This is a genomic window from Streptomyces sp. NBC_00086 (genome assembly GCF_026343255.1).
Lineage (GTDB): Bacteria > Actinomycetota > Actinomycetes > Streptomycetales > Streptomycetaceae > Streptomyces.
In genome coordinates, this window is record NZ_JAPELZ010000001.1 from 737,608 (window position 1) to 762,435 (window position 24,828).

The 24,828-nt window shown below is 69.6% G+C and carries 31 protein-coding genes and 2 pseudogenes; 16 read left to right on the plus strand and 17 right to left on the minus strand.

Features of this window, described 5'->3' with window-relative positions; all coding sequences use genetic code 11:
* Positions 1 to 146: 146 nt before the first annotated feature.
* The 3 genes from OG276_RS03335 to OG276_RS03345 are packed head-to-tail and all read right to left on the minus strand — an operon-like array spanning position 147 to position 2,114.
* Positions 147 to 1,187 (minus strand): iron-containing redox enzyme family protein, encoded by a 1,041-nt coding sequence (locus OG276_RS03335; RefSeq protein ID WP_266902536.1) that lies wholly within the window; start codon positions 1,185 to 1,187, stop codon positions 147 to 149.
* Positions 1,184 to 1,444 (minus strand): CDGSH iron-sulfur domain-containing protein, encoded by a 261-nt coding sequence (locus tag OG276_RS03340; protein ID WP_266902538.1) that lies wholly within the window; start codon positions 1,442 to 1,444, stop codon positions 1,184 to 1,186. The genes OG276_RS03335 and OG276_RS03340 overlap by 4 nt, the downstream gene beginning before the upstream one ends.
* On the minus strand, positions 1,428 to 2,114 hold the full coding sequence (locus OG276_RS03345; protein WP_266902540.1) for a HemK2/MTQ2 family protein methyltransferase: 687 nt from the start codon (positions 2,112 to 2,114) through the stop codon (positions 1,428 to 1,430). Before OG276_RS03345 ends, OG276_RS03340 begins: the two co-directional genes overlap by 17 nt.
* A 296-nt stretch (positions 2,115 to 2,410) precedes the next feature.
* Here OG276_RS03345 and OG276_RS03350 point away from each other — a divergent pair, with 296 nt between their 5' ends.
* The 3 genes from OG276_RS03350 to OG276_RS03360 all read left to right on the plus strand — a co-directional run bounded on the left by OG276_RS03350 (position 2,411) and on the right by OG276_RS03360 (position 3,698).
* The gene (locus OG276_RS03350) at positions 2,411 to 2,644 is read left to right on the plus strand and encodes a DUF6479 family protein (protein WP_266902542.1); all 234 of its coding nucleotides are present in this window, start codon (positions 2,411 to 2,413) and stop codon (positions 2,642 to 2,644) included.
* Positions 2,645 to 2,686: 42 nt separating this feature from the next.
* The gene (locus tag OG276_RS03355; RefSeq protein ID WP_266902544.1) at positions 2,687 to 2,851 is read left to right on the plus strand and encodes a hypothetical protein; all 165 of its coding nucleotides are present in this window, start codon (positions 2,687 to 2,689) and stop codon (positions 2,849 to 2,851) included.
* 265 nt (positions 2,852 to 3,116) lie between these two features.
* Positions 3,117 to 3,698, plus strand: a complete 582-nt coding sequence (locus OG276_RS03360; RefSeq protein WP_266902546.1) for a DUF2231 domain-containing protein — start codon at positions 3,117 to 3,119, stop codon at positions 3,696 to 3,698.
* Between the two features lie 116 nt (positions 3,699 to 3,814).
* On the opposite strand, the gene OG276_RS03365 is transcribed toward OG276_RS03360, so the two are convergent.
* Positions 3,815 to 4,255, minus strand: coding sequence for a hypothetical protein (locus OG276_RS03365; protein WP_266902548.1), 441 nt, complete (start codon positions 4,253 to 4,255; stop codon positions 3,815 to 3,817).
* A 188-nt stretch (positions 4,256 to 4,443) separates the two neighbouring features.
* Here OG276_RS03365 and OG276_RS03370 point away from each other — a divergent pair, with 188 nt between their 5' ends.
* Both OG276_RS03370 and OG276_RS03375 read left to right on the plus strand, forming a co-directional pair.
* Positions 4,444 to 4,605, plus strand: a complete 162-nt coding sequence (locus tag OG276_RS03370; protein ID WP_266902550.1) for a hydrophobic protein — start codon at positions 4,444 to 4,446, stop codon at positions 4,603 to 4,605.
* Between the two features lie 368 nt (positions 4,606 to 4,973).
* Positions 4,974 to 5,342, plus strand: coding sequence for a PRC-barrel domain-containing protein (locus tag OG276_RS03375; RefSeq protein WP_266902552.1), 369 nt, complete (start codon positions 4,974 to 4,976; stop codon positions 5,340 to 5,342).
* Between the two features lie 67 nt (positions 5,343 to 5,409).
* On the opposite strand, the gene OG276_RS03380 is transcribed toward OG276_RS03375, so the two are convergent.
* The 4 genes from OG276_RS03380 to OG276_RS03400 form a co-directional block, all read right to left on the minus strand.
* Complete coding sequence (locus OG276_RS03380; protein ID WP_266902554.1) at positions 5,410 to 6,084, minus strand: peptide ligase PGM1-related protein; 675 nt, start codon at positions 6,082 to 6,084, stop codon at positions 5,410 to 5,412.
* A gap of 194 nt (positions 6,085 to 6,278) precedes the next feature.
* Complete coding sequence (locus OG276_RS03385) at positions 6,279 to 6,548, minus strand: GlsB/YeaQ/YmgE family stress response membrane protein (protein ID WP_266902556.1); 270 nt, start codon at positions 6,546 to 6,548, stop codon at positions 6,279 to 6,281.
* Positions 6,549 to 6,751: 203 nt separating this feature from the next.
* The gene (locus tag OG276_RS03390; RefSeq protein ID WP_266902558.1) at positions 6,752 to 7,774 is read right to left on the minus strand and encodes a DNA topoisomerase IB; all 1,023 of its coding nucleotides are present in this window, start codon (positions 7,772 to 7,774) and stop codon (positions 6,752 to 6,754) included.
* Between the two features lie 952 nt (positions 7,775 to 8,726).
* On the minus strand, positions 8,727 to 9,071 hold the full coding sequence (locus OG276_RS03400) for an STAS domain-containing protein (protein WP_266902560.1): 345 nt from the start codon (positions 9,069 to 9,071) through the stop codon (positions 8,727 to 8,729).
* A gap of 297 nt (positions 9,072 to 9,368) precedes the next feature.
* Between OG276_RS03400 and OG276_RS03405 the strand changes: the two genes are divergently transcribed.
* The 3 genes from OG276_RS03405 (at position 9,369) to OG276_RS03415 (ending at position 11,242) form a co-directional block, all read left to right on the plus strand.
* Positions 9,369 to 10,205: a SigB/SigF/SigG family RNA polymerase sigma factor gene (locus tag OG276_RS03405; RefSeq protein WP_266902562.1), complete on the plus strand. Its 837-nt coding sequence runs from the start codon at positions 9,369 to 9,371 to the stop codon at positions 10,203 to 10,205.
* Positions 10,206 to 10,298: 93 nt separating this feature from the next.
* The gene (locus OG276_RS03410; protein ID WP_266902564.1) at positions 10,299 to 10,496 is read left to right on the plus strand and encodes an STAS domain-containing protein; all 198 of its coding nucleotides are present in this window, start codon (positions 10,299 to 10,301) and stop codon (positions 10,494 to 10,496) included.
* A gap of 380 nt (positions 10,497 to 10,876) precedes the next feature.
* Positions 10,877 to 11,242, plus strand: a complete 366-nt coding sequence (locus OG276_RS03415; RefSeq protein WP_323182304.1) for an ATP-binding protein — start codon at positions 10,877 to 10,879, stop codon at positions 11,240 to 11,242.
* Positions 11,243 to 11,461: 219 nt separating this feature from the next.
* On the opposite strand, the gene OG276_RS03420 is transcribed toward OG276_RS03415, so the two are convergent.
* The 7 genes and pseudogenes from OG276_RS03420 to OG276_RS03450 form a co-directional block, all read right to left on the minus strand.
* Positions 11,462 to 12,232 (minus strand): restriction endonuclease, encoded by a 771-nt coding sequence (locus OG276_RS03420; RefSeq protein WP_266902568.1) that lies wholly within the window; start codon positions 12,230 to 12,232, stop codon positions 11,462 to 11,464.
* Between the two features lie 90 nt (positions 12,233 to 12,322).
* On the minus strand, positions 12,323 to 12,496 hold the full coding sequence (locus OG276_RS03425) for a CsbD family protein (RefSeq protein WP_266902570.1): 174 nt from the start codon (positions 12,494 to 12,496) through the stop codon (positions 12,323 to 12,325).
* A 147-nt stretch (positions 12,497 to 12,643) separates the two neighbouring features.
* Positions 12,644 to 13,741 (minus strand): glutamate--cysteine ligase, encoded by a 1,098-nt coding sequence (locus OG276_RS03430; protein WP_266902572.1) that lies wholly within the window; start codon positions 13,739 to 13,741, stop codon positions 12,644 to 12,646.
* Between the two features lie 229 nt (positions 13,742 to 13,970).
* Positions 13,971 to 14,237 carry a DUF4235 domain-containing protein gene (locus OG276_RS03435; protein WP_266902575.1) on the minus strand — a complete coding sequence of 89 codons (267 nt, stop codon included), beginning with the start codon at positions 14,235 to 14,237 and terminating at the stop codon, positions 13,971 to 13,973.
* Positions 14,238 to 14,531: 294 nt separating this feature from the next.
* Positions 14,532 to 14,684 (minus strand): annotated as a pseudogene (locus tag OG276_RS40760) (DUF3618 domain-containing protein); the annotation flags it as partial.
* Positions 14,681 to 14,791, minus strand: a pseudogene (locus OG276_RS03445) (phage holin family protein); the annotation flags it as partial. The pseudogenes OG276_RS40760 and OG276_RS03445, both read right to left, overlap by 4 nt.
* A gap of 113 nt (positions 14,792 to 14,904) precedes the next feature.
* Complete coding sequence (locus OG276_RS03450; RefSeq protein WP_266902577.1) at positions 14,905 to 15,273, minus strand: PRC-barrel domain-containing protein; 369 nt, start codon at positions 15,271 to 15,273, stop codon at positions 14,905 to 14,907.
* A 520-nt stretch (positions 15,274 to 15,793) separates the two neighbouring features.
* On the opposite strand from OG276_RS03450, the gene OG276_RS03455 reads away from it, so the two are divergent.
* Entirely contained in the window at positions 15,794 to 16,201 is a 408-nt protein-coding gene (locus OG276_RS03455) for an STAS domain-containing protein (protein WP_266902579.1), read from the plus strand.
* 234 nt (positions 16,202 to 16,435) lie between these two features.
* Entirely contained in the window at positions 16,436 to 18,679 is a 2,244-nt protein-coding gene (locus OG276_RS03460) for a catalase (protein WP_266902581.1), read from the plus strand.
* 219 nt (positions 18,680 to 18,898) lie between these two features.
* Here the strand turns inward: OG276_RS03460 and OG276_RS03465 are convergent, their stop codons facing one another.
* A complete protein-coding gene (locus OG276_RS03465) occupies positions 18,899 to 19,291 on the minus strand; it encodes an ATP-binding protein (protein WP_266902583.1) in 393 nt (130 codons plus the stop codon).
* A 231-nt stretch (positions 19,292 to 19,522) separates the two neighbouring features.
* Here OG276_RS03465 and OG276_RS03470 point away from each other — a divergent pair, with 231 nt between their 5' ends.
* Both OG276_RS03470 and OG276_RS03475 read left to right on the plus strand, forming a co-directional pair.
* Positions 19,523 to 19,888 (plus strand): hypothetical protein, encoded by a 366-nt coding sequence (locus OG276_RS03470; RefSeq protein WP_266902585.1) that lies wholly within the window; start codon positions 19,523 to 19,525, stop codon positions 19,886 to 19,888.
* A 100-nt stretch (positions 19,889 to 19,988) separates the two neighbouring features.
* Positions 19,989 to 20,276 (plus strand): hypothetical protein, encoded by a 288-nt coding sequence (locus OG276_RS03475; RefSeq protein ID WP_266902587.1) that lies wholly within the window; start codon positions 19,989 to 19,991, stop codon positions 20,274 to 20,276.
* A gap of 186 nt (positions 20,277 to 20,462) precedes the next feature.
* Here OG276_RS03475 and OG276_RS03480 read toward each other — a convergent pair whose 3' ends face one another.
* A complete protein-coding gene (locus tag OG276_RS03480) occupies positions 20,463 to 20,816 on the minus strand; it encodes a PRC-barrel domain-containing protein (RefSeq protein ID WP_266902589.1) in 354 nt (117 codons plus the stop codon).
* A 531-nt stretch (positions 20,817 to 21,347) separates the two neighbouring features.
* Here OG276_RS03480 and OG276_RS03485 point away from each other — a divergent pair.
* From OG276_RS03485 to OG276_RS03500, 4 genes are all read left to right on the plus strand, one after another.
* Positions 21,348 to 21,605 (plus strand): hypothetical protein, encoded by a 258-nt coding sequence (locus OG276_RS03485; RefSeq protein ID WP_266902591.1) that lies wholly within the window; start codon positions 21,348 to 21,350, stop codon positions 21,603 to 21,605.
* Between the two features lie 830 nt (positions 21,606 to 22,435).
* Positions 22,436 to 23,329 (plus strand): MEDS domain-containing protein, encoded by an 894-nt coding sequence (locus tag OG276_RS03490; protein ID WP_266902593.1) that lies wholly within the window; start codon positions 22,436 to 22,438, stop codon positions 23,327 to 23,329.
* On the plus strand, positions 23,326 to 24,309 hold the full coding sequence (locus OG276_RS03495) for a sensor histidine kinase (RefSeq protein ID WP_266902595.1): 984 nt from the start codon (positions 23,326 to 23,328) through the stop codon (positions 24,307 to 24,309). The genes OG276_RS03490 and OG276_RS03495 overlap by 4 nt, the downstream gene beginning before the upstream one ends.
* 82 nt (positions 24,310 to 24,391) lie before the next feature.
* A complete protein-coding gene (locus OG276_RS03500; RefSeq protein ID WP_266902597.1) occupies positions 24,392 to 24,805 on the plus strand; it encodes a TraR/DksA C4-type zinc finger protein in 414 nt (137 codons plus the stop codon).
* Positions 24,806 to 24,828: the final 23 nt, after the last annotated feature.

Genomic DNA, 24,828 nt, shown 5'->3' on the forward strand with positions numbered 1-24,828 from the left:
TGGCCGGAAGCCGGCTCCCCATGCCTTGAGTACGGCGGTCGACTTCGCTTGCCGGTTCGCAACGGGGGCGACCGCGGGGACGGTGCCCGGACGTGGAAGCGGCACGCCGGGCCTGAGGCCGGCGCGCCGCGCCGTGACGACACCCTCTAGTGCTCGGGCAGGGGCGCGCGCAGTGCACTTCGTTCGTGGTCCCAGGCCTCTCGGATGTGGCTCGCGAGCCGGTCTTCGAGCAGGACCGTTGCCGCGCATCCGAACGCGATGTCCCCTTCGAGGTCCGGTTCGTCGGCGAGGAGGCCGCCGATGACTTCGTGGCGTACGACCTGCTCGTGGACGGCGTCGGCCTCGACGTGCTCGGCGTAGAAGTGCTCGGCGGCGGGGCCCGCTCCGCAGCGCCGCATGGCCTTGGCCAGGCGGCGGGAGCCGGGTGAGGAGGTGACCTCGACGCAGGCGAAGTGGCCGACGAGCGCTCCTCGCAGGGCCCGGTGCAGCCCGAAGAGGGACATCAGGTTCACAGTGGCGAGCAGCGGCGCCGGGCCTTGCTCGAGGTAGCGGCCGTAGGCGGGATCCAGGTCGAGGTCGGTCATGAGGTCGGCGAAGAGCTGCGCGTGGATGCGGTCGGCATGGCCGGCGCCGAACTCGTCGTACTCAATGGCGACCATCGCGGCCTTCGCCCGGCCGGTGAGCCGGGGGACCACCCACACGTGCGGGTCCGCCTCCTTGAGGTGGTACAGGGACCGCAGAGCCGCGTACTCACGCAGTTGCCAGAGCTCACCCTCGATTTCGAGGCGGTGACTGAGGCTGTCGGAGAGGTCCACGGGCTCGACGAGGAGGGGGGCGAAGGCCTCCTCGACAGTCCGGGGCGCATCGGACAGCTCGGTGCGCAGGGCGTGCAGGAATCGGGCTTCCATGGCCTGGCGCAGGCGGAGCAGGTCCGGGTCCCATTCGCATTCGTCCTCGACTTCCTCGAAGCCGCGGTAGTGCAGTTCGTACAGCAGGTAGAGGGCGAGCTGAAGGTCTTCGCCCCACGGGTCGGCCTTCAGTACGTCGCCGGGGGCGTACACCGGCGGGGTTCCCGTCCGCAGCGCACCGGTGACGGCGTCGGAGAGTTCGCCCCGCCCCTCCACGAGCCGGGGGCCGCCGGCGGTCGCGGTGCTGGTCGGGCTCGTCGGGCTCGGCGGAGGCGTCATTCCGGGTTCCTGTTCTCAGGCGATGGTGCGGCTCGTTCGCGGCGCCGGTGGCTGGTGTCGCACCACGGGTACGTACGGCTGCGGCGGCACATGCAGATGGCGACCATGAAGCGGTCGGACCGGGCGACCGTCCCGTCGTCCAGGACGAACTCGACCGGGCCCTCCACCAGGACCGGGCCGCCGGGCTCCACGGCCACCCGCCGGGCATCCACTGCGCCGGGGACCGGGCACGGCCCGGGATCAGGTTCGCTGGGCACGGATGACCACCAGTTCCTCCCGCTCTTCGGCTTCCGCCGCGAGGCCCTGCTGTTCCAGCCAGGAGCGCCGTGATCGAAGGACGGGGCCCCAGGGTACGGATGCCGTCGCCGTGACCTCGGGGTCCAGCCCTGCCCCCGCCAGCCGATCGAGGGTCTCTCCGGCCCCGCACAACCCCGAGTGCACCATGAGCAGGACTCCGCCGGGCCGCAGCAGTGCCGGGGCGTCCGCGCAGATCCGGTCGATGACCGCCCGCCCGTCGCGTCCGGCGTCCCAGGCCCGTTCCGGGCCGCGCGAGGGCACTCGACCGTCCGGGGCGGGGACGTACGGGGGGTTCGAGAAGACGATGTCGAAGCGTTGTCCGGTGGTGCGTGCTTCGAAATCCCCGTGCAGGACGCGCAAGGGAAGGCGGTGGATCCAGGCGTTCAGTCGCGCTGTGGCAACGGCGGACCAGGACACGTCGACCGCCGTGACCCGGGCTCCCGTGGTCGCGGCGTGCAGGGCCAGGGCGCCGGTGCCCGTACCGATCTCGAGGACCTGGGTATGGGGCCCGAGGTCCTCGTGGGCGAGGGCCGCGGCGAGGAGCCGGGTGTCCGCTTGGGGCTGGTACACGCCCGGCAGGGCCACCAGGCCGCCGGGCAGCGAGGCCAAGGAGAGAGCAGTACTGGGCACCCGTACCTCCATTTTCGCTATGGGTCGCCGAGCTATTCACAGCGATCGATGAGGTAGTGCGCCTGCCCCGTCCCGGTCTCCCCATCCGAAGGCGCGTCGATCTTCGGAGGATCAGACCAAAAATGCACCGCCATTACTGGGGTGGGCTGAACGTTCCGACGGATCCGCCTCGGCGGGCGGTTCCTTTCCGCTTTCGCGACGACACTCCCGCCGCTGGATCCGGCTCTTCGCATCGGCGAGTTCAATAAACCCAGGTGACGCTTGCTATGGTCGCGGATCGCGGGTAAGTGCCGCACATGACTGCTCTCGAAACGCTCGCGGCCGAAGGCCAGGCCTCGCTCTTCCTCATTCTTGCCGGAGTCGTCCTGGTCGTTCTTCTGATCGGTGCGTTCTGGTACGGGAGCCGACGCAGACGCCGGGAGTCACCACCGGCCGAGCAGAATCCCGCCGCGCAGCGCCGCGAGGATTCCTGGCAAACCCCGGAAGAGCGTGTCCGCGATCAAAAAGGCCAGGAGCATCCCCGACCGTGACTCGGATGCAATCCGAGTCACGATGGCTTGACCGGAGGAAATATGTCGCACACAGAGAACGACCGCATCAGCTACCACGATGGGCGGCCGGACCTGCAGAAGGGGCGGATAGAGGAAGTCCGCGACGAGGGCCCGCATGCCGTATACCGGGTGCGTAACGAGGAGACCAACGAGATACAGGTCATCACCCAGGGCCAGATCGACTGAAGCATCCGCCTCCTCGGACCGTCATGAACCCTGAGTTCCGGCGTCCTTGAGTGCCGGCCTGGTGTGGGCCCGATCAGACTCGAGCGGGCCGACACCACGCCGTTCACCTCAGGACCTGCTCCAACAGCGGGTCGGGGGTGTGGTCCGCCGCGTCCCGGATCAGGCAGGCCCCTGGCTTGGCGGCTCTCCCCTGCCGGCGGCCTGTCGTTCGGGTGCAGTCGGGGCCGGCGCGGGATAGCGGCGTGGCAGCGGGTAGGCGTCGTGTATGAACTCACAGACCCTCGACACCTCGCCCACGGCTGGGCAGACCGCGGCCCTCGACACCGCCTCGGCTTGCTGGCTGAAGTCCCTCGACCGGCTCGAACGGGCGACGGCGGCCGATCCGGCCATCAGGGTGCTGCAGCGGGGCATCCGTTCGCTCCCGCTGGGTGGTATGCGCGATCTGTTGCGTGGCAGGCCGCTGGGCCACCCCTTGCACCCCGTGCTGGTGCAGGTGCCCATCGGCTGCTGGCTGTCGGCTTCGGTACTGGACTTCGTGCCCGGGGCACAGCGCGCGACGACCACCCTGACCGCCGTCGGACTGGCGGGCGTCGCCCCGGCAGCGGTCGCCGGCTGGGCGGACTGGGCGGATCTACCGCCGGAGCAGGCCCGGGTCGGTCTGGCCCACGCGGCCTCCAACGCGGCTGCGGTGGCCTGCTACACCGCGTCCCTGACGGCGCGGCTCCGCGGCCGCTCGGCAAAGGGCCGGCTGTGGGCTATGGGTGGGATGGCTGCCGTGGCCGTCAGCGGTGCGCTGGGTGGGCACGTGGCGTACCGACAGGCCGTCGGAGCGCACGCCGCGACGTGAAGGAGCGGAGCTGAAGGAGCCGCCCCCCTGCGGGCCCCCCTTCATCCGCTCCGATGGCCCCCGGTCGGTCAGCGTTCGGGTGGACCTCATGCGCGCCGTAGCCGAGCCGGGCTCCCTCAAGAGGTGGGCGTTGCGGTGTGGTCAGGATGATGGGGGGTACGGCGAGCCGTTTTGAGGCGGGCCTCCAGGAGGTGGTCCCGCCCGCCGGCCAGCTCGTCGACGATGTCGCGTTCCACCGCGGCGAAGGGTTGGTAGTAGGTCTCGTTGTAGGCCTCGATGATCTGGAACGTCCAGTGGCCCGGGATGACGTTGCGGCCCACGATCTCGCGCTCGACCCGGGCGGCCTGCTCCTCGTGGCCGGCCTCGCGCAGGAACCGGACCGCGTCGCCGAGCTCGAAGTCCGCGGTCCCGGTCAGCTGGTGGAACCCGTAGAGGTGGCCACGAGCCCGCTCCGTGGTCTCCAGCGCCTTCGACAGCGCACCCAGAGCGCGCACCGTCTTCTCATCTACGCCGTCCGGAACCTCGTGTGCCGGGTCCATCTCGTGATTGGTGTCCATGGAGGAAGTCCTGCCCGAAGAACGCTTCACCGAGTGGCTGATTGGGCCAGGCGGCGCAAGACAGCCGGGGCGCCACTGCGGAATGCCGGGCAGGATCTCCTGCCCGGCCACCAGGACAGGAAACACATGGAAATCGAATGCATGTCCCGGGTGGGGTCGGGCACACGGTGCTTCGGAGGTTGATAACCATGGTTCCCCTGCTTCTCGTTCTTCTGCTGATCCTGATCCTCTTCGGCGCGGGTTTCGCGGTGAAGATTCTCTGGTGGGTGGCTATCGCGGTCCTGGTCCTGTGGCTGATCGGTTTCGTCGCCCGCCCCAAGAGCGGTAGCGGCCGCTGGTATCGCTGGTAGCGGTACGACAAGGCGCAGTTCCGACACTGCATGGCGGTGGCCGGTCACCCCTTCCCGGGGTGACCGGCCACCGCCATGTCTTCGTCGGCGGACCTTCACGAACGCGGAAGTAATGAAGGCGGGCATCGGGGGCATTCGAAGGGCAGCCGGGGCGGTCGCCGTGACGCAGCAGGGGACCTGCTGACCTCCAATGATCGACGGCCACCCCGGTCCCGATTGCGGATCCGGGTGCGTGAAGCAGAAAAGTCCGGGCAGGCGAGGATCTGGCAGAACGCAGCACGGCTGCCGAGCACGACGTACGGAACAAGGAGGATGGGCGGAGAATTCGTTCTTCGCCCTCCCCCGTTGACCGGAGGAGTTGTTTTCGCGTGACTGAACATGTGTGGAGCTACCAGCCGACCTCGGGCCACCTGGCCGGCACCGATCTGACCGGATACAAGGTCGAGGCGACCGACGGCAGCATCGGCAAGGTCGACAAGCACTCCGACGAGGTCGGTGACGCCTACCTGGTGGTCGACACCGGTATCTGGATCTTCGGCAAGGAGGTCCTGCTGCCGGCGAGCACCGTGGTCCGGGTCGACCCGGAGGACAAGAAGCTCTTCGTCGACCGCACCAAGGAACAGATCAAGAACGCACCGGAGTTCCACCGGGACAAGCACCTCGGCGACGCCGGTTACCGGGAGGAGCTGGGCACGTACTACGGCACCGGCGGCCCCTTCGGCGGCCGCCCCGCCTGATCGCTTCCCCCGCACGGCGACGCCGGTCCCGGCACCCTTCCTGGGTGCCGGGACCGGCGTCGTGCGGTCAGCCGCCCTCGAATTCGAAGGCCTCGGCCAACGCGGCTTCCAGCTGGACTACGTCGGCGGCGCTCCCAGCGATCGCCGCGTACCGCCAGGAACGGCCGTCGGGCGGCACGTCCGCGTAGAGAACCACACCCTCGCCCCGCTCCGGGTCGAACGCCAGGCGTGAAGCACGCAACCGGGCGAGCGCCTTGTCGAAGTCCATGGGACTCAGGGTCCACCCCTTGGACACCGCCCATGCCGGGTGTGCGTTGGCCGATCCATCGGTCAGCCGGATGACCATGCTGTGGGGTGTGGTGGTGGCGGTACGGCGGATGTTGCTCTCACTCGCATGCGCGTCGCCTTCGGTGTCCACCAGCGCGTCGAGCCCGAAGGGCCCGGCGTAGCCGTGGTCGGCCAGGTGGCGGCCCAGGGCCGTCCCCCACTCCTCCAGCTCGCGGGCCACGTGGGCGCAAGACGGCGGCAGCGGAGAGGCGTATCCCGTGAAGGAGCCCTGAAGCGTGCGCATGGCTCCGCTGAAGAGCGCGAGTGTTCCGGAGGCGGTTACCTCCAGTTGGACACTGACCGATTCGGCCACGTCGAGGCACTCCTCCACCACCCACATGCCTTCGGGCCCACCGACTGTTGCGAGCGGCAGGTTCGCCCCGCCCTTCAGGTCGTTGCGGGCCACGAATCGCATACCGTGCCCTCCCGCCGAACGGTCGGGCTTCACCACGACCCGCCCGTGGTCGCGCAGGAGCTCGCGTACCAGGCTCTCAACCTCCGGGCGTCGGCACATCCGCCTACGAGCGGCGTGCTGCCCGAGCCCGTTGCGGCGGAAAGACTCCGCCCTCAAGAGAGGCGGAGTCTTTCCGTACGGAGAGGACGCGTAGGTCAGGCGCGGCGCCTGTTGCCAGTGACCAGTCGGTAGACGGCGAGGAGGAGCATGGAGCCGACGATGGCAGCGATCCAGGTGGAGAGGTCGAAGAAGCCGTCTATGGAGTCGACACCGAAGATGACCTTGCCGAGCCACCCGCCGAGCAGGCCGCCCGCGATCCCGATCAGCATGGTGATGATGATGCCGCCCGGGTCCCTGCCCGGCATGAGCGCCTTGGCGATGAGGCCCGCGAGCAGCCCTATGAGAATCCAGGCCAGAATGCCCATGATGCGTCTCCTACCTCGGGGGATAAAGTTGGTGTTAGCGATCGTCTGCGCCGTTTGGAGATTTCCAAACGCCCCCCGCCCTTGATCATTTCGCTGGGTTCAGGGTGCGCCGATCAGCCGGATTCGTCTGGCCGCCGGCCGCCTTCCACTCCCCTGCGTCAGCTCCCCTGCGTCAGCGTCAGTGGCCGGCTACGACGATCCGCTCATGGATGGCCCTCAGCGAGAAGCCGACGCACTGCGTCCTCCACGGCGCCGTGAGTCGCAAGGTCCCCCTCCGCGGCGCTCGCGCCGAGCGCATCGAGCGCGGGTCGGATCGTCACGCCGTTCTCGAACAGCTCCACCACGCGCGGGTTGATGTAGGACGCACGGCAGACTGCCGGCGTGTTGCCCAGGTAATGGCTCACTTCACGCACGGCCCGCGCCTCCGCGCTCCGTCGGCGGGCAGGAGGTGCTCCGGCCATGTCCTCGGACACGGCGAGGGCCACGGCGGCGAGAACCGTCGCGTGCCACGTGCGGAAGTCCTTCGCGGTGAGATCGGCGCCGGCCCGGTCCCGCAGATACTCGTTCACGTCCTCGGCGCGTACGTCGCGCCAGGCGCCCGCCTGCCGGTAGACGAAGAGCTGCGGACGGTCGTCCCGCCGCAGCAGCGCCCGGACCACCGCGAAGGAAGCCGGGTCCTCGATCGACCGGATCTGCTGCTGCGCGGACTTGCCCGGGAAGTCGAAGCGGACCCGCCCCCGGGCACACCGCGCGTGCTCCCGGAGCAGGGTGGTCAGGCCGTACGCCTCGTGGTCGCGCCGGTAGGAGGCGCCCCCGATCCGGAAGAAGCCGAGGTCCAGCAGCCGCGCCACACAGGCGAGCACGCGGTCCCGTACCAGTCCCCGCCCGGACAGGTCCTCCTCTACGGCCTTCCTCAGGAACGGCAGACGCGCGGACACCTCCACGACGTGATCGTGCTTGGACGCTTCACGCAGCTCGCGGAACCGTTCGTGATAGAGGTACTGGCGCCGCCCGGCGGCGTCCGTCCCCATCGCCTGGATGTGCCCGTTCCCCCAGGGGCAGATCCAGACGTCCTGCCAAGCCGGCGGGATGACCAGCGCCTTCATGCGGGACCGCTCCGCGTCATCCGTGATACGACGCCCTTCGGAATCGACGTACCGGAACCCGCTCCCGGCGCGTCGCCGCGTACATCCGGGCCGGTCGGGGCGACTCGTCCGCAGCCTCACGGCTCACCCCGCTCACCCGAAGGCCCGTACGACTCCTTATTGGACATATCGGGCGCCTACCCGTGGTGTCCGTTCCCACTCCCCCCGCCCGCCGGGACGCCGTGGAACCGTTCCCCGGTGGATGTCCAGGGGAGGGCCCTGCGACGAGAGCGCCCGGCCTGGCTCGCGTGATGCGGCCCGCCCTGGGTACGCGCACCATGACCGTGTCGGCGCACACCACGATGAAGGATCACGTCCTGTCACGCGGATCCGGCGAGCGAGAGCTCAGGGACGTCTTCGGTGTCTGATCGCGGCGGATGCCTGCCCGGCGTGCGCAGCTCCCGTCCGTTTCGGCAGTAGGAGGAGTTCCCATGGCCGTCCGTCATCAACTCATCCGGCGATCGCCACGCACGGTGTGGGCCGTACTCGCCGATCCGAACCGGTACGGCGAATGGGTCGTGGGCCCCTCCGAGTCCACTCCGCTCGACCACACATGGCCCGCCCTGGGGTCCCGGCTGCGCTACACGATCCGGCTGGGGCCGTGGTCCGTCGAGGGCATCACGACCGTCCGCCACCGGGAAACCGGCAAGGAACTGGAGCTGGAGGCGTCCTTCAAGGCCCTCGGCACCGCGAGGATCTTCCTCCAGCTCAGACCCTGGGGGCGAGGAAACCCTCATCGTCTGCGACGAGCACCCCCTGCGGGGTCTGGGAGGAGTCCTGCACAACCCCTTGAGCGAGGCAGCCCTCCAGCTCCGGCACCGGGGCATGCTGGCCCGCCTGGCCAGGGTCGTGGAGGAGCAGCCTGCCGGGGTACTCCGCGCCTGACGCGGTGGTGATCGGCCTTCACGCCGGGTCCGTCGCTGGCCCCCTCCGCCCGCGCCGCTGCAGGTTCGCTGGCGCGTCAGAGGCACCTCAGGGCCACCCCGGCCGGTCCGAACGCGACCGGCCCGTACACCGGCTGACCGGTGCGCGCTCAGGCCCCGAAGGCGTCCTCGACGCTCGGGTGTACAGAAAGGACCGTATCGGCACCGGTCACGGCGAAGAGCCGGCGCAACTGCTCGCCGGGGGCCGCGATGCGCAGGGCCGTCAGATGGTGCAGCCGCAGGAGCAGGTTCAGGAAGGAGGAGTCCCCGAAGGTGATGCCACCGGCGTCCAGAACCACCAGTGGGTACCGGTCCGCAGCGGAGGCGAGAGCCTCCTCCAGCGGAGCCAGGGTGTCCTGGTCCAGCTCTCCGCGGGCCGCCACCACCCACCCGGCCCCTGCCGCGTAGCTGTCGCCGACCACACCTGGCTGGAACGCGTCCCCTGCTCTGATCATGCCCGCCTCCCGGCTCGCCACCTGTAACGTCGTCGTCAAGGGAGTATGCCTGGTCGCTCGATCGACAAGGCCTCCGCAGGGTGCGGACGGCCCCCGGGCGCACGGCGTGGTCCGGGAATCGAAGAGGTTGCCGCGCGAAGGGTGTAGGACCGATGAACCGGGGCACACGCGCCCGGAACGCCATCAGTCAATCGGGAGGGAGTGGCCACCATGTCTCGCTCGGCCACCGTTATGGGACCCATGCTTGCTACAGCCGCACAAGCTCCTGCTCGTGACGGGGGCATCGTGGGAACGCCAATGCCGGACATGGACCGCATCGAGGTCGAGAACGCCCGCGAGATGGCGCCGACCGACGCCCGTGAGCTGTCGCGGCACTTCTTCGCGAGGCTGCGCACCCTGGAGGAGGGCACGCGCGAGTACCAGTACACGCGCAACACCCTGATCGAGATGAACCTCTCGCTCGTACAGTTCGCGGCGCGGCGCTTCCGTGCCCGCGTGCTCGGCGGGGGCCTCGACATGGACGACATCATCCAGGTGGGAACGATCGGCCTGATCAAGGCCATCGACCGCTACGACCTCGAGCGGGAGGTCGAGTTCTCCACGCTCGCCCTCCCCTACATCATCGGTGAGATCAAGCGCTATTTCCGCGACACCACCTGGGCCGTGCACGTACCGCGCCGGCTGCAGGAGCTGCGTACGGAACTGGCCAAGGCCCAGGAGGCCCTGAGCGATGTCCTGGGCAGGGCGCCGACGGTCAAGGAGCTCGCCCTCCACCTCGAATTGTCCGAAGACGAGGTCATAGACGGGCTGGTGGCCGCCAACGGCTACACGAGCAGCTCCCTCGACGCCGCCGTCGACGGCGACGAGGCGTCCTCGGCGGGCCGGAGCGCACGCCCTGCGGCGGAACGCCACGGAGCCGTCGATCCCGGCATGGAGCTGTTCGAGGAGTTCCACACCCTCGCGCCCCTGCTGGGACAGTTGGAGGAACGCGACCGGCTCATCCTGCGGATGCGATTCGGCCAGGAGCAGACCCAGGCCGAGATCGGCGCCGAGCTGGGCATCTCCCAGATGCAGGTGTCACGCATTCTGTCGCGCACGCTGGCCCGGCTGCGCACCGGCATGCTCATGGAGTAGGGGATGGACCCCGCAACGCCCACGGCGCCGTCGACCGCCCAGCCGCCTGCGCGACTGGCCCCGGGGCGCAGCTGAGCGGCAGCTGCGACCGGGATGCCCGGCCCCGTCGTCCACCTCGACCTCTCCGCCGTAGTCCTCCTGGACACGGCCGCGGTCGCCGCCCTCGTAGGGGCGGCGGCCGCCCTCAGCGGGCAGGGCCGGCGCCTGTTGCTCCACGACCCGCCCTACTCGCTCCGCAAGGTCGCGGAGATGTTCCCGGACGAATGCGCCGCGCTGGAGGTCGCAGCATGATCACCGTTCCTGCGCCCGCCGCACCCGGGGCCTCCGCGACGGTGGCCGCCTGGCCGACCCCCTGGCGGGGCGCCGCCGGCCCTCCCTCGCATCGGCGAACGGCGGCCGCGGCCTGTGGATGATCCACCAGCTCTGCGATCTGGTCGGGGTCCGCGCCACCGACACGGGCTTCGCCCTGCGGCTCCCCATGGCAACGCCGTGAGAACGGCGGCCACCTAGACTGTCACGGGGTGGGGCCAGAGAGCACAGACCAGTACCAACGATGGGGGTGAAGGACTTCGGTGGAGACCATCGGACCTGAAACGGGTGATTCGTTGAGCGCGGGCCCTCCTACCGCAGGACAGCGCCGCAGGCTCGCCCTGAAGGGTGTCCGTGGAGCTGTGGCCAAGGGCCGCGACTTCACACGCGAGGCCCTGCGGGACTGGGGCTGGGACGGGACCGAGACCGCCGAGGACACCCTGCTCCTCGTATCCGAGCTGCTGACCAACGCCTCCCTCCACGCGGAAGGCTGTCACGAGCTCGTACTCACGGCCGGGGAGACCCTGCGCATCGAGGTCTACGACGGCTCGACCACACTTCCCAGCCGCCACCCGGCCCCGCAGCGCGGCATCCCGGGCGGGCACGGCCTGCACATCGTGGAGCGCCTGTCCGACCGCTGGGGCTCGCACGCCCACGAGGGCGGCAAGGCCGTATGGGCGGAGATCGAGGCGTCCCGGCTGAAGTCCGGCAGGCCCACCGGTCGATGACCGGTCCGGCGCACTCCCGCTCGCGCGCTCGGGCGTCCGCCCGAGAGGGATTCGATCGCCGCCGTCCGTGGGGACGGAAGTCGGTTCGGCGCTGTTGAGCCCCGCAGGGTCCCACCGGGTTGCGGGTGCCGCCGCCCGACGCGATCACCTCCGTCGCCCCGGAGAGCCGGACGGCGACGGCGTCAGCGACGGTCCGTGCCGCGGCGAGGGCCCGGCTCGTCAGGCGGTGGACACGCGCGCGGCGGCATCGCGGCTGTCCGCTTCCCAGGGCGGGGCTGCGGCCGAGTCGGTCCAGGCGGCCAGGGCTTCGCCGTCGACGCAGACGATGCCGCAAGCGGCGGCGTACTCAAGGGCGGGGGCGGTGTAGGAGCTCGTGGTGACGACGATCGCCACGTCGGCGCCGTGAACGGCGAAGCAGGTGCCGCCGAAGCGCTGCAGGTCCTGCGAGCCGACGCGATGGGTGTCGGCGTAGTGCTTGCACTGAACGACGACACGCAGTCCGTCCGGGGTCGTGGCGATGACGTCGGCCCCCAAGTCGCCCGCACCGCCCACCACTTCCACAGGCGTGCAGCCGTCACGCGCACACAGCGCGGCTATCGTGTGCTCGAAGCCGTCGGCGTCGGCCGCGGCGTGGTCCAGCGCACTGGAACCGACGTCGGGCACCTCTCCGGCGGCGGGCACGTCCCGTACCGCCGTCGCCTCGATCGGGTACGGATCCCCGTGCGCGGCCGGGCCGGGAGCCCCAGGGGTGGTGGAACGCCGGCGGACGGGCGAGACGCTCCACTTGGCCAGCGCCACCCCAACCGCGAGGACCACCGCGGCGGCGACGGGTACGACCCACACCTCCGCCCCGGCCCCCGCTGCGGTCTTGAGGAAGACGGCCAGACCGCCGACACAGATCCCCACGAGCCCCACGGCCAGCACCACATCGCGCCCGAACGGCGCGGAACCGCCCCCGGCCTTCCTTCTGCCTTCCCCCGGCAACGTCATGCGGGAGCCCTCTCTCGATCGGTTCGGACGCGCCGCGGTCCCGGACCCGTGGGGGTCCGGGACCGCGGCGGTGGACGCCGGGCGTGCGGGTCAGTGCTTGAAGACGTCCTTGATCTTTTCCTTGGCCTGGCGGGCGTCGCCCTTTGCTTGCTCCGCACGGCCCTCGGTCGTCAGTCGCTTGTTGCCCACCAGGCGGCCGGCCGTCTCCTTGAGTTTGCCCTTGGCCTGCTCGGTCCTGGCCCGGCTCTTCTCGTCCTTCGACACAGCTGATCACTCCCTGAGGGACGGGGAACTCCTTGCCCTCCTCGTCTGACCCGGATCGCGGCCCGCAAACGCACAGGCCGACTCCTGCGGGAGCACCCGCCCGCCACCCGAAAGCGTGCCTGCCGGCTCAGGGTCGGCGTCGAGTGCTCAGTCGGACTGCCCAGCGCTGGTGATCAGTCCTATCAGCGCCGGCAGCCCGCCGTCGGACACTGCGCGGCGCTGACGGTCTGCCGGGGTGCCTTCCTGGAGCAGCCGGTGCGCGAGGGCGCTGACCTCCCGGAGGTCACCGGCCTCTTCCAGGGCCGGTGAGATGTGGCGGATGAGAGAGCACAGGACGTCGCCGCTGCTTCCGGGGCGGCCGTCCGGCCCTAGGAGGGTGCCGTTCAATCCGTATCGGGCGGCGTGCCAGCTCGAAGCTTGGAGAAGTTCCGCGTCCGCCGCAGTGGCCGGCGGGGTGCCCGCCTTCTCCTCGGCGATCGCCGTGGCGACCAGGGCGCGGACGATGCCGGCGAGCATCACGGCGTCGTCCGGCCTCAGTTGTACGTCCAGGCAGCGCACCTCTACGGTCGGGTAGCGGTCGGACAGCCTTGCCTGCCAGTAGACCTGTCCTCGGTCGGCGATCACTCCGGAGGCCACCAGTGCCTGCAGCCTTCGCTCGTAGTCGGCGATCCCGTCGAAGTGCGGAGGCAGGCCGCTGACCGGCCAGCGGCTGAAGACGATGGTCCGCCAGCTGGCAAATCCAGTGTCGCGCCCGTCCCACAGGGGCGAGTTCGCCGACATGGCCAGCAGCGTCGGCAGCCACACCCGGATGCGGTTCAGTACGGCCACGCCCGTCTCGGCATCGGGAATCCCCACATGGACGTGCATCCCGCAGATGAGGTGCTCGTCCACCAGTTGGCGCGCCTCCCCCTCCATCTTCAAGTACCGGGGTGTCCGTGTGACGGGCACCGGCAGCGCCCCTCGCACCGGCGCCGCACCGGTCGCCGCAACCCGGCAGCCGCTGGCCTCTGCAGCTGACGCCAGCGCATGGCGCAGCCGAAGCAGGTGCCCTCCGACTTCCTCGAGGTTCCAGCAGACGGGAGTGGCCACCTCGATCTGCGCCTGGAGCAGCTCGTCCTGGACTTCGCCCTGTTCCGTGAGGGCGCCGAGGCCAGCCCTACGGCGCACCTCCTCGACCAGCGGAGTCGGGACGGCGGTGTCCGGGTCCAGCAGCAGATACTCTTCTTCGACTCCGAGGGTGATCACCTCCTGCGGCTACCCGCACGTCCCATGATCACCCCCACCTGCCCGGTCGGATCCCGCCACTGGCCAGGGCAGGGGCGTACGCAGGGCACTGTGCCCGTGAAGTGACCTACGAGCGCGCCGCAGGGTTACGGTGAACGGGTGGGCCCGGCTCGGGGAGCGGTTCTCCCTCGCTTTCCGCGAGGGTGCTCCGGTCGCCGGTTTCGGGGTCCCCGCCAGTCGCCGCGGAGGTCTACCCCGGCCAGGTGCCCGTGACCCGCCGGGTCGCGAGGGCCCCGGACCGGTCGACGGCCGCCTTGACGACGGCGAAGATCGCGCCTTGGAGGGCGGCGGCAATCAGGATCTCCTTCCAGGAGCGGTCCTCATCTGTGGCATCTGGGGCATCCCCCTCCCCTTCGATCACCTTCCAGGCCTGCCTGAACGCCATCCCTGCGAGCATGCCGCTCGCCGCCCCCAGCACCAGCCCGACCGGCTTGTACGCGACCTTGGACGCCTTCACTTTCGCCCCCGGCCACGACGCACCAGCAGGATGACGATCAAGGCCGCTCCGATGGCGATCAGCGGAGTGCGGTTGGCCCATGCCCTGGTGGCAACCCGGTCTGCTTCGTCGAGTACCGGGTCCGGTGTCTTGTCCTTCGAAATTCGCGGTCTGCTCCGTCATCACGGACGCCTTCTCCATGGCGTGTGCCGTGAGGTCCTGGGCCTGAGCCTTGGCGTCGGCCGCCACGTCCATGGCCTGCGCCTTGATATCGGCTGCCTTCTCCTTGGCCTGGGCCTTGACGTCGGCCTTGGCCGCAAGTGCTTCGACGGTCTGGCCGAGCTCATCGCGAGTGTGCTCGATCCGGACGCGCAGTTCCTCGGACGAGGGGGTGGAGTCGCTCTTGTGGGAGTGGCTCGGCTGGTTTGGCAGGTTCGGCTGGTTTGGCAGGTTCGGCTGGTTCCTCATCGGTGGGCCCTCTCCTTGATCTCGGCCACATCGGCCTTGACGCTGTTCACGGTCTGCTCGGGCACGGGTGGGACGGACCGCGCGATCCGCTTCTTGCCGACCACCGCCGGCGCGGTCGCCGTTCAGCCGGATGGCGCCGGGCAGGACGCCATCGACCCTTGCCGGGGAAATGCGTGAGGGGGCCCGAACTCGCGGAGTTCGGACCCCCTCACGCGGGGAGTCAGGCGGGCCGACCGCCGAAGGGGGCGCCGGTGCCGTAGTACGTGCCCAGCTCCTCGTGGTATCCCGCGTCCCCGAGGTGCTTGTCCCGGTGGAACTCGGGAGCGCTCTTGATCTGCTCCTTGGTCCGGTCCACGTAGACCTTCTTGTCCTCCGGGTCGACCCGGAGGACCGTGCTCGCCGGCAGCAGGACCTCCTTGCCGAAGATCCAGACCCCGGTGTCCACGACCAGATGGGCGTCACCGACCTCGTCGGAGTGCTTGTCCACCTTGCCGATGTCACCGTCGACCGCCTCGACCTTGAAACCGGTCAGATCGGTCCCGGCCAGATGGCCCGAGGTGGACTTGTAACTCCACACATGCTCAGTCACGCGAAAACAACTCCTCCGGTAAGCGGAGGACGGCAAAGGGATCACCCCTGCCGCCCCTCCATTTCCGATGCCTTGCAGCGGACGGCGTCGCCTTCCGCTTGGACTCCCGCCTGCCCCTGTCCCGGAACCCCATGCCTGCGTCACTGAAGAGAATTCGGAACGGCAGCCGCAGGTGCGTGGCATCAGCCGGTATCGAGGCCACCGATCAGGCCGCTGAGGAACCGGATGCAACCACTGGCCGGGCCCACGCCACGCGTACGGGGAAGGAGGGCTGGTCAGTCCTTGAGAAACGGCCTGGAGCAGGTCGCCGACCTTGGCTCCTCCGCGTCGAACGGACGGACCCCGGCTCGGTGAAGGCTGGTGGCCTCGCCCAGGGCAAGGCCGTCACCATCGGCGCCGACGAACCACCCCAGGCCACGTCTGCCCCGTACTTCAGCGAGCCGCGCACCGGCCTGAGGACGGCCAGGCCACGATGGTTGCCCGCAGGCGCGGACGCGTGCGGACAGCAGAGGAGAAAACCTTGGTCACTGTCGACGTTCAGCACTGCGGCAGCTCGGTCCTGGTCAGAGTCACCGGCGCACTCGACGGGGCCGCGGACGAGAAGCTCCAACAAGCGCTGGACGGTGTCACTGCTTACCAGCGGGACCTTCTGGTGGACCTGCACGGGGTCGCGGTCATGGACGGTGATGGCCTGCTGCACCTCTTGGACCTGCACCGGCGCGCGGAGTGCCTGGGCTTGCGGGTGCTGGTCACCGGCTGGCAGTCGCAGCCCCAGCAGTGCATGGCCGAGGTGGTCGGCATCCCCGGGCCCGGCTCGGCGACCGGAGAGCGGTACGCGCTGGCGGGGTTCCGCCGCCTCATCGAGGACCGGGCGCAGCGCGCCCGGGACCGTGCGGATTCCGCTGCCGGGTGGCCGCCGCTCGCCTAGTGCGGGTGGCCCGCCGGCGTCGCATTCCGCCGCCAAAGAATCGTCGATGTCACGTGATGGACCTCCCCTCGTGCCGCCGATCACGCAGCCCGCTCTTAGCCGAGATGGACGTACTCGGCGTGCCCGCGGCGAAAGGAAGGCGAAGGCTTTCCCCTGGGGCATGACTGCCGCCTGCCGGGTGGACGGCAGAAGTTCTCGCTGGCCCCGCAGGCCGCCCAGGAGGAGACGTAACGCATGGTGCAGAAGAAGGCGACCAAAGCCACGGCCAAGAAGGCCGCGCCTGCCAAGCCGAAGAAGCAGGCCGGCTCCCCCGGCGTGTCTGGCCGAACCGCCCCGCGACCGCACGAGCCATTGCCTGCGAAACCGGACCAGGACGGCCCGGACACCCTCAGCCCCACGGGACAGCCCACCGGCGCGCCCCAGGCCGCGGTGGCGCAGGGCGGTGCGTACCTGACGACCGCGCAGGGGGCCCGGCTGTACGAGAGCGATCATTCGTTGAAGGCGGGTGCGCGGGGGCCGGTGCTGCTGCAGGACCACCACCTGCGGGAGAAGATCACGCACTTCGACCACGAGCGGATTCCCGAGCGGGTCGTCCACGCGCGTGGTGCCGCCGCCCACGGGATCTTCCAGGGCTACGGCACCGCGGGGAAGGTCACCAAGGCGGCATTTTTGGCGAAGGGCGCCGAGACGCCGGTCTTCGTACGGTTCTCCACGGTCCTCGGATCGCGCGGCTCGGCGGACACGGTGCGTGACACGCGCGGGTTCGCCACGAAGTTCTACACCGGTGAGGGCACCTTCGACCTGGTGGGCAACAACATTCCGGTGTTCTTCATCCAGGACGCCGTCAAGTTCCCCGACGTCATCCACGCCGGCAAACCGCACCCCGACCGGGAGATCCCGCAGGCGCAGAGCGCGCACGACACGTTCTGGGACTTCGTGTCCCTGCACACCGAGGCCACCCACCACACCATCTGGAACATGTCCGACCGGGCGATCCCCCGCTCGCTGCGGATGATGGAGGGCTTCGGCGTCCACACCTTCCGCCTCGTCAACGCCAAGGGCGCCACGACGCTGGTGAAGTTCCACTGGAAGCCGAAGCTCGGCGTGCACTCCCTGGTCTGGGAGGAGGCGCAGATCACCAACGGCATGGACCCGGACTTCCACCGCCGTGACCTGGCCGACGCGATCGAGGCGGGCGCGTTCCCCCAGTGGGAACTGGGCATCCAGACCTTCCCCGACACCGCGGACCAGACCTTCGAGGGCATCGACCTGCTCGACCCCACGAAGATCGTTCCGGAGGAACTGGCCCCGGTCCGCCCCATCGGGCTGATGACGCTGAACGCCAACCCGACGAACTACTTCGCGGAGACCGAGCAGGTCGCCTTCCACCCCGGCCACCTGGTCCCGGGCATCGATGTCACCGACGACCCGCTGCTCGCAGGCAGGCTCTTCTCGTACCTCGATACGCAGATCAGCAGGCTCGGCGGCCCCAACTTCGGCCAGCTCCCCATCAACCGCCCGCACGCCCCCGTCAACGACATGCTCCGCGACGGCATGCACCAGACCGCCGTCCACGCCGGGGCCGCGCCGTACCGGCCCAACAGCCTCGACGGAGGCTGCCCCTTCCTCGCCGGTGCCGATACGGGCGCCTTCATCGAGGTACCCGTCGCCCTGCCCGCGGCAGCGAAGGTCCGCGAGGCTCCCGCCTCGTTCGCCGACCACTTCTCCCAGCCGCGCCTCTTCTGGCTGAGCATGACGCCGGTCGAGCGCGAGCACATCATCGCCGCGTATACCTTCGAGCTCACCAAGTGCCACGAGCAGGCCGTCAAGGAACGCGCACTGTCCGTCCTGGCGAACATCGACCCGCAGCTGTGCGAGGAGGTGGCCACCGGGCTCGGACTTCCCGCGCCGGCCCCAACCCAGCCCCTCACCGAACCGGCACCGAGCCCGGCGCTGTCCCAAGTCGGCGGCACCTGGCCGCTCGACGGACGGGTCGTCGGCATCGTCGCCGACGCCGGTTCCGATCTGAAGGGCGTCCGTACCGTGCGGGACGCCGTCCTGAAGGCCGGAATGGTCCCGCTCGTGATCGCCCCCACCGGGGGCACGCTCGGAACCGGGAAGAGCCCGGTCACGGTCCAGCGGACGTTCGCCGCCACGCGTTCCATCGAGTTCGACGCCCTCCTCCTCTCCGGCACGCCCGCGGCCGCGGCCGACGCCCGCGGCGCCCGCGACTCCAAGGCCGGAGCCCCGTACTCGAACGGCCCCGACCCCCGAGTCCTCCTGCTGCTCGCGGAGGCCTACCGCCACGGCAAGGCCATCGGCGGCTGGAACGACTCGTCCCGCATCCTGAACGCGGCCGGCATCCGGGAGGGTGACCCCGGCATCACGTTCGCCGGCAGCCCCACCGCCGCCTTCAAGGGCATCGCCCAGGGGCTGACGGAACACCGCGCCTGGGACAGGTTCCCCACCTCGGTCTGAACAAGGCCCACCGGGTCCGCACGGCCCAAGGAAGCCTCGGCCTCTGCTCCCCTGAAGCAGGGGCCGACCGACGGTCATCGTGCACCGAAGCCGCAGGGATGTACTCGGGCTGCCCGTTGCAAGATCGGGTAGGCGGAAAGGGCTCGTCCCGCGCGGTGGGCCGCGTGCGGCCTGGCGCCGCGCCCGGCGCGTCGGCCGCCCCTCGTGCCGGACCGTGGTTCAGGGGGTAGCGGTGAGCGGGATGAACGCTGTGATCGTCTTGCCGTCGCCATACGGCCGGATCTCCGTATGGTCGGCGATCCGGTTGACCAGCAACCAGCCGAACCCACCCGGTACATCAAGGGGTGTTCCCGGCGTGCGAGGGAACAGCGAAGATCTGTCCGACACTGCGACCGCCACACATCCCGCGAGAGGCACGACGCGGAAGTCGCTGACGCCGCCGGCGTGGCGGTCCGCGTTGGAGACCAGCTCGGAAACGACCAGCAGCACGTCGTTCACCAGGTGGTCCCCCACACCGCTCGCCACCAGGACATCGCGGGCGATCGACCGGGCGTCCTCACATCTCAGACCGGCCGTGCGACGTGGCGCATCCGACATCACCTCTCGCTTCATGACTCGCTTCTTCCCCTTCTCGCCCACTCAACCCACCAGGACGCCTGCGACACATCTCTTCGTCGACTCCGAGCGGGGGCCTTGTCGAGCCGGCGCCGCAGGAACGGGGTGGGCACCCGCCGTTCTCCACCGCCGCCGATGATGCAGCCCTCGAAGGTCGCGCATACCGGTCCCAGACGCGGGCATCCGCACGATATCCAGTCGAGGTGATCATGAGGACAAGGAGTGTCCGTGCTGCCCTTCAACGTGACCGAGAGCGGTGTGCTGATCATCCGACTGCCGGCCGATCTGGATATCGGCGGCCGGGCCGCAGCCGCCTGGGCGATCGACGGATACCTCGCCGCCCACCGGTCCGCACCCGTCATGCTGGAGCTCTCGGACGCGCCGCTGAGTACCGCCGCGGTGAGCACGGTCGTACGAACCCACCGCATGTGCCGCTCGTCAGGAGCACCGCTGGCCGTCCTCGCGGCGACCGCCGAAGCTCGCCGGGCGCTGGAGGCACAGGCGGGGGCCGAGGGGTTGGCCGTCCAACCCACCCGAGCCCTGGCCGCCTCCGCGCTCTCGGCCACCTCGTCGGCGGTAGCCACAGCAGCGTAGGCCGCACCCTGGCCCTGCCGGGGGCTCGCGCCACCCGGCGGCCCGCGCCCGTGAGGAGGCGCGGCTTGCGTACTCCCCCATTGCACGAGGAGATCCCTTCATGAGTACCACCCCGGTCCTGGAAGTCACCCCTCGCCGATCGGTGCACGCAGCCGCCCGTATAGCCGTTGGTCGCCCGCATTCGGCGCTCGACGCGATGCTGGATGCCGCCTACGAGACGCACCGCCGTTTCCGGCACGGCGCGTTCGCCGAGCCGTGCCCGACCTGCCACGTCTCGGCGGGCGAGCTCTGCCTGGCGCGACGCAGTGTGCACGCTGCCCGCCGGCTGGCACACCGCGCCCGGGCAACCCAGAGCGGCCCGGGCTTCCCTCCTTTCACCGCACGGTGACCCGCTGGACGGCGGCGCGATGGACATCGACCGTGCGCCGCTGCTCTACGAAGCCCTGCGCACGCTGATCACCCACTCTCAACACGGCCACCGGCCCGCTCCGTGTCGCCGGGGGCGCAGCAACAGGGCGGGGGCGACAGCGTGTTGCTGCCGCCCCCGCCCTGGAGTGCTTGGTGTCCGCTCGCGCTACAGACGGTGCGGTCCGTCGTAGTAGCCGCCGACCTGGCGCTGGTAGTCGGCATCACCGAGGTGCTTGTCCTTGTCGAACTCCGGAGCGTTCTTGATCTGCTCCTTCGTCCGGTCGACATAGATCTTCTCGTCGTTCGCGTCGATCCGGCTGATCGTGCCCGCCGGCAGCAGGACTTCCTTGCCGAAGATCCACGGACCGGTGTCGACCACGATGTACGAGGACCCGACTTCATCCGAGTGCTTGTCGACCTTGCCGATGGAACCGTCGCTCGCCTCGACCTTGTACCCCGTCAGATCCGACCCACCCAGACGGCCGGCAGTCTCGCGGTAACCCCAGAAATTCTCAGTCATGCGAAAAACAACTCCTCCGGTTATGGGGACGCAGGGAAATGGAAATCCCTACCGCACCTTTCTCTGCTGTGTTCACGGCGGAACTCTCGTTCCGGCCCACCGATCACCTGCCCCGCTTTTCGCCCCGTACACCGGGCCCGATATCCAATGCCACCTGGTAGGCCAAATACAGGCCCCCGCACATGGCGAGGCGGCGGTGGCCTGTGACCCCCGATCGGGGGTCACAGGCCACCGCCACACCACATCTGAACTGCGACTCCGTGAACCAGCTACCAGCGATACCACCGGCCACTGCCACCCTTCGGGCGGGCGACCTATCGACGCAGGCGGGAAAACGTTTCGACCGTCCTCGGCAGCATGAACCGTGCAACCTCGTACCGCGGGCTCATCGTCGTACCGGCGATCGCATCACCGGACGATTCCCCACCGGGCGGCATCGACAGCTCGATGCGGCAGAGCAGACAAGCCCCCGTTTTCAAGCGGCCGCGTGCGGCTTCCGTTTAGCCCACACGGGTGGGGTAGGAGGGCCGCATGTTCAACAAGCACCGAAGTGTTCGTACGACTGCTGTACTTGCCATCAGCTGGGCCGCCTTGACGGGTGTCGAGCGGGTGAGCGAAGGCGCATCCTGGCGGATGGCTCTGCTGCGCGGGCTGGTGTGGGCGGTCGCGATAGCCGGTGCGTGGTGGTTTGCCGAATGGACTCAGATGGGCCGCCGCACCCGGAGCGACCTCGCAGATCCGGCTGCCACCCGCCGGGATCCGAGCGGAACGACGAGGAGCCACACATGACAGACCGACGTCGTAACGCCCTACGGTTCTCCGACGGCTTGCCGCTTCGGCCGCCCTCGCTCGGCCCCCGCCTCCTGACGGAGGCCCTTGACGTCATTTCACGCCGCATACGGTTCCGTCGCGCCGCAGGCACCATAGCCGTCTGCACGTCTGCTTCCGGGGACCGGTCGCACCCCGACCGATGGAGCAGGTCCGGAGGGAGCGCCTCAACCCGGCCCCGGCACCGGAGCCCATTCCCGGGCGTCACGGACCCTCACGAGCGTGCCCGAGAAGTGATCGAGTCCCATACCACCAGCCCCAGCGACCTGGCGTCGCTTCTCAAGATGTTGGGCCTGGCGCCGCCCGAAGAGCCGCACGGAAGCCGATCCCGTACCGAAGGCGACCGAGGCCACCCTGGGCCGCAGTAACGGGCAGCGGTGATCGGGGGCAGGTCTGCCCGGCATCCTCTTCCGCTCCCGGGCAGTGCCGCGCACACCTACGCGTTGCGAGTCGCACTACGACCGAACCCCCGCCCCGTACCCGGGGACAGGCCGATCGGACGAAGTCCCCTGCGCAAGCCATTCGGAGGGGGACCTCAGCGGCAAGCCACGCACGGCGTCCAGAGCGAGCAAGCCCCGAATCGCCAGGGGCGAAGCCGGTGTCAGGCGGCCGCCCCGCCCTCCCAATGGCGTTTCACGTACCGAGTTCCGCCCTCGCCCGGCACGAATCCGGCGTCAGACGGCATATCTGAACCGGGTATCGTTGCTGGCGGCTTGGAACACCGCCCGGAAGCGGTGGGACGAGCCTTTTCCACGCGGGCTCGCGAGCCAGGGGCGGACGGTGAGGAAACGATGATCTCGCAGGGCAGCAGGGAGCGGCCGGTCCAGAGCCTTGGCCATGGGGATCACGTATGTCTGGCGTTCGCCGACGATTCCGAGCAGCGCCGGGTGGTCACCGCCTACGTGTCCGATGGGTTGAAGCGCGGTGAGCGAGTACTGTATTTCGCCGACCGCCAGAAGCCTGCCTCGGTGCTCGACTGGCTTCGGTCGACGCAGACGGATCCGGACGCCGCGTTGTCCAGCGGACAGCTACAGGTGATCGCTGCCAGCGACCGCTACCTGGTTTCGGGACGTTTCGACGCCATGGCGATGGCGGCCACCCTGCGGCAGGAGATGGCAAGCGCTGCGGCCTCTGGCTTCAAGGGATTCCGGGTCGTCGGTGAAATGAGCTGGGTCCTACGTGAGATCGCCGGCGCGGACGAGCTCGCCGCGTACGAGAGCATGGTCAATTCGGTCTTCGAGGGACAGCCTGCTTCGGCCGTCTGCCAGTACGATGCCCGCCTCTTTCACCCCGCTCAACTGCAGACCTACGACCACTGCCACCCGGGCACCGTGGAACTCTCCCCGCTCTACGAAGACAGACTGTTGCGGATCGTTCCCACCTTCGAGGAAGGGGAACGCACGATGCGTGTGATCGGCACCGTGGACGACCGCACCACCGACGCCCTGACTGCGGTTCTGGACGCCACCCTCGACTGGGCCGGGGACGTGCGGGTGGACATGAGTGCGCTCGAGTTCATCGACCTGGCCGGTCTGCGCGCTCTGGCGCACACCGCCGAGCGATACGAGCCGGGCCGCCGCCTGCGGGTGGTGGAACTTGCTCCGCTGCTGTGCCAGGTCATAGCCGTGGCCGGGTTCGACCAACAAGTCGCCCTGGTCGTCACCTCCCCGGGAGCCTCGGCATGAGCAGCGTGATCGACGTGACCGCCTGGCAGCCCGACCGGACCCCCCGGTTGGTGCACCAAGGCCTGGTTTACGGGTCCGACGAGGCGTTCTTGGCTGCGACCGTCCCGTTCTGCCTGGACGGTCTCCAGCATGACGAGGCAGTCCTCGCCGTCACCACACCCGCCAACATCGACCTGCTGCGTCAGCAACTCGGCAGCGCCGCCGACGCAGTTCAATTCATCGCGGCCGACGACTGGTACAAGACTCCCGGCAGCACCCTCGGCGCCTACTACCGCTACGTCGACGAACGCACCGCCACTGGACGCCATTCCCAGGTACGCGTGATCGGTGAGCCCGTCTGGCACGGCCGCGACGCATTGGAAACCGACGAGTGGACCCGCTACGAGGCCGTCATCAACCTCGCCTTCGCCCACTGCCCGGCATGGATCGTCTGCCCCTATGACACACGGACGGTCCCCGACCGGATCGTCACCGACGCCCGCCGTACCCACCCGCAGCTGGTGACCGGCCCGGCTGCCGAAACAAGCGGTCACTACGCCCCTCCCCAGGGCGCCGCCTGGCATCGGAACCCGTCACCGGTTCCCGAGCCGGGAAGCAACGCCGCGATGGGCTTCGGCACCGACTTGCACCACGTGCGCGCGTTCGTCGCCCGGCAGGCCGCGCAGCTGGGGATGTCCCCTCAGGGGGCGGAGCGTTTGACTTTCGCCGTCAACGAAGTGGCCACCAACGCCGTTCAGCACGGCGGAGGACGCGGCGAGGTCTCGGTGTGGCGTACGGGGCACAAGGTCATCTGCGAGATCAGCGACCCCGGCCCCACCCGCTTCCCTGCCGAAACCGGGTGGACGCTCGGCTACCTGCCACCGGACCCCGGCCTGCCCCGCGGGCACGGCCTGTGGACCGTGCGCCAGTTGTGCGACCTGGTCGAAGTCCACTCCGGCACCCCGGCCACGGTCGTTCGCCTCCACCTGAACCTTTCCTGAATCACCCGGCCGGTCAGTGGGTCCAGTCCCGCCCGTGGCCGGGTCAGGGAATCGGGACCCGTGGCCCGGCGTTGTCCCACACATGGACGATGCACCCCGGTACGGCCATGAAGAGCTCGACCCGTCCGCCGTCGCGGCTGCGCGCGACCGCCTGGCGGCTGACCGCGACGACACGCTCGATCGGGTGGCCGCGCTGGGGCGCGACTTCGACGGGATCGTCGCGGCGAACGCCTTGGTCGCGGTCGACGACGAGCACGACCCCGAAGGGGCCAGTACGGCCTTCGAGCGTGCCCACGTGGCCTCCCTGATCGCGCGGGCACACGACCATTTGGACGAGCTGGACCAGGCGCTGGAACGGCTCGAACGGGGCGACTACGGGCAGTGCGAGGGGTGCGGCGCAACGATTCCGCCCGAGCGCCTGGAGATCCGGCCGGCCGCGACCACCTGTGTGCTCTGCGCCGGCTCCGACCCGCGCCGTCCCTCACACTCCACCTGACGCCAAAGGCTTCTCGGCCGACC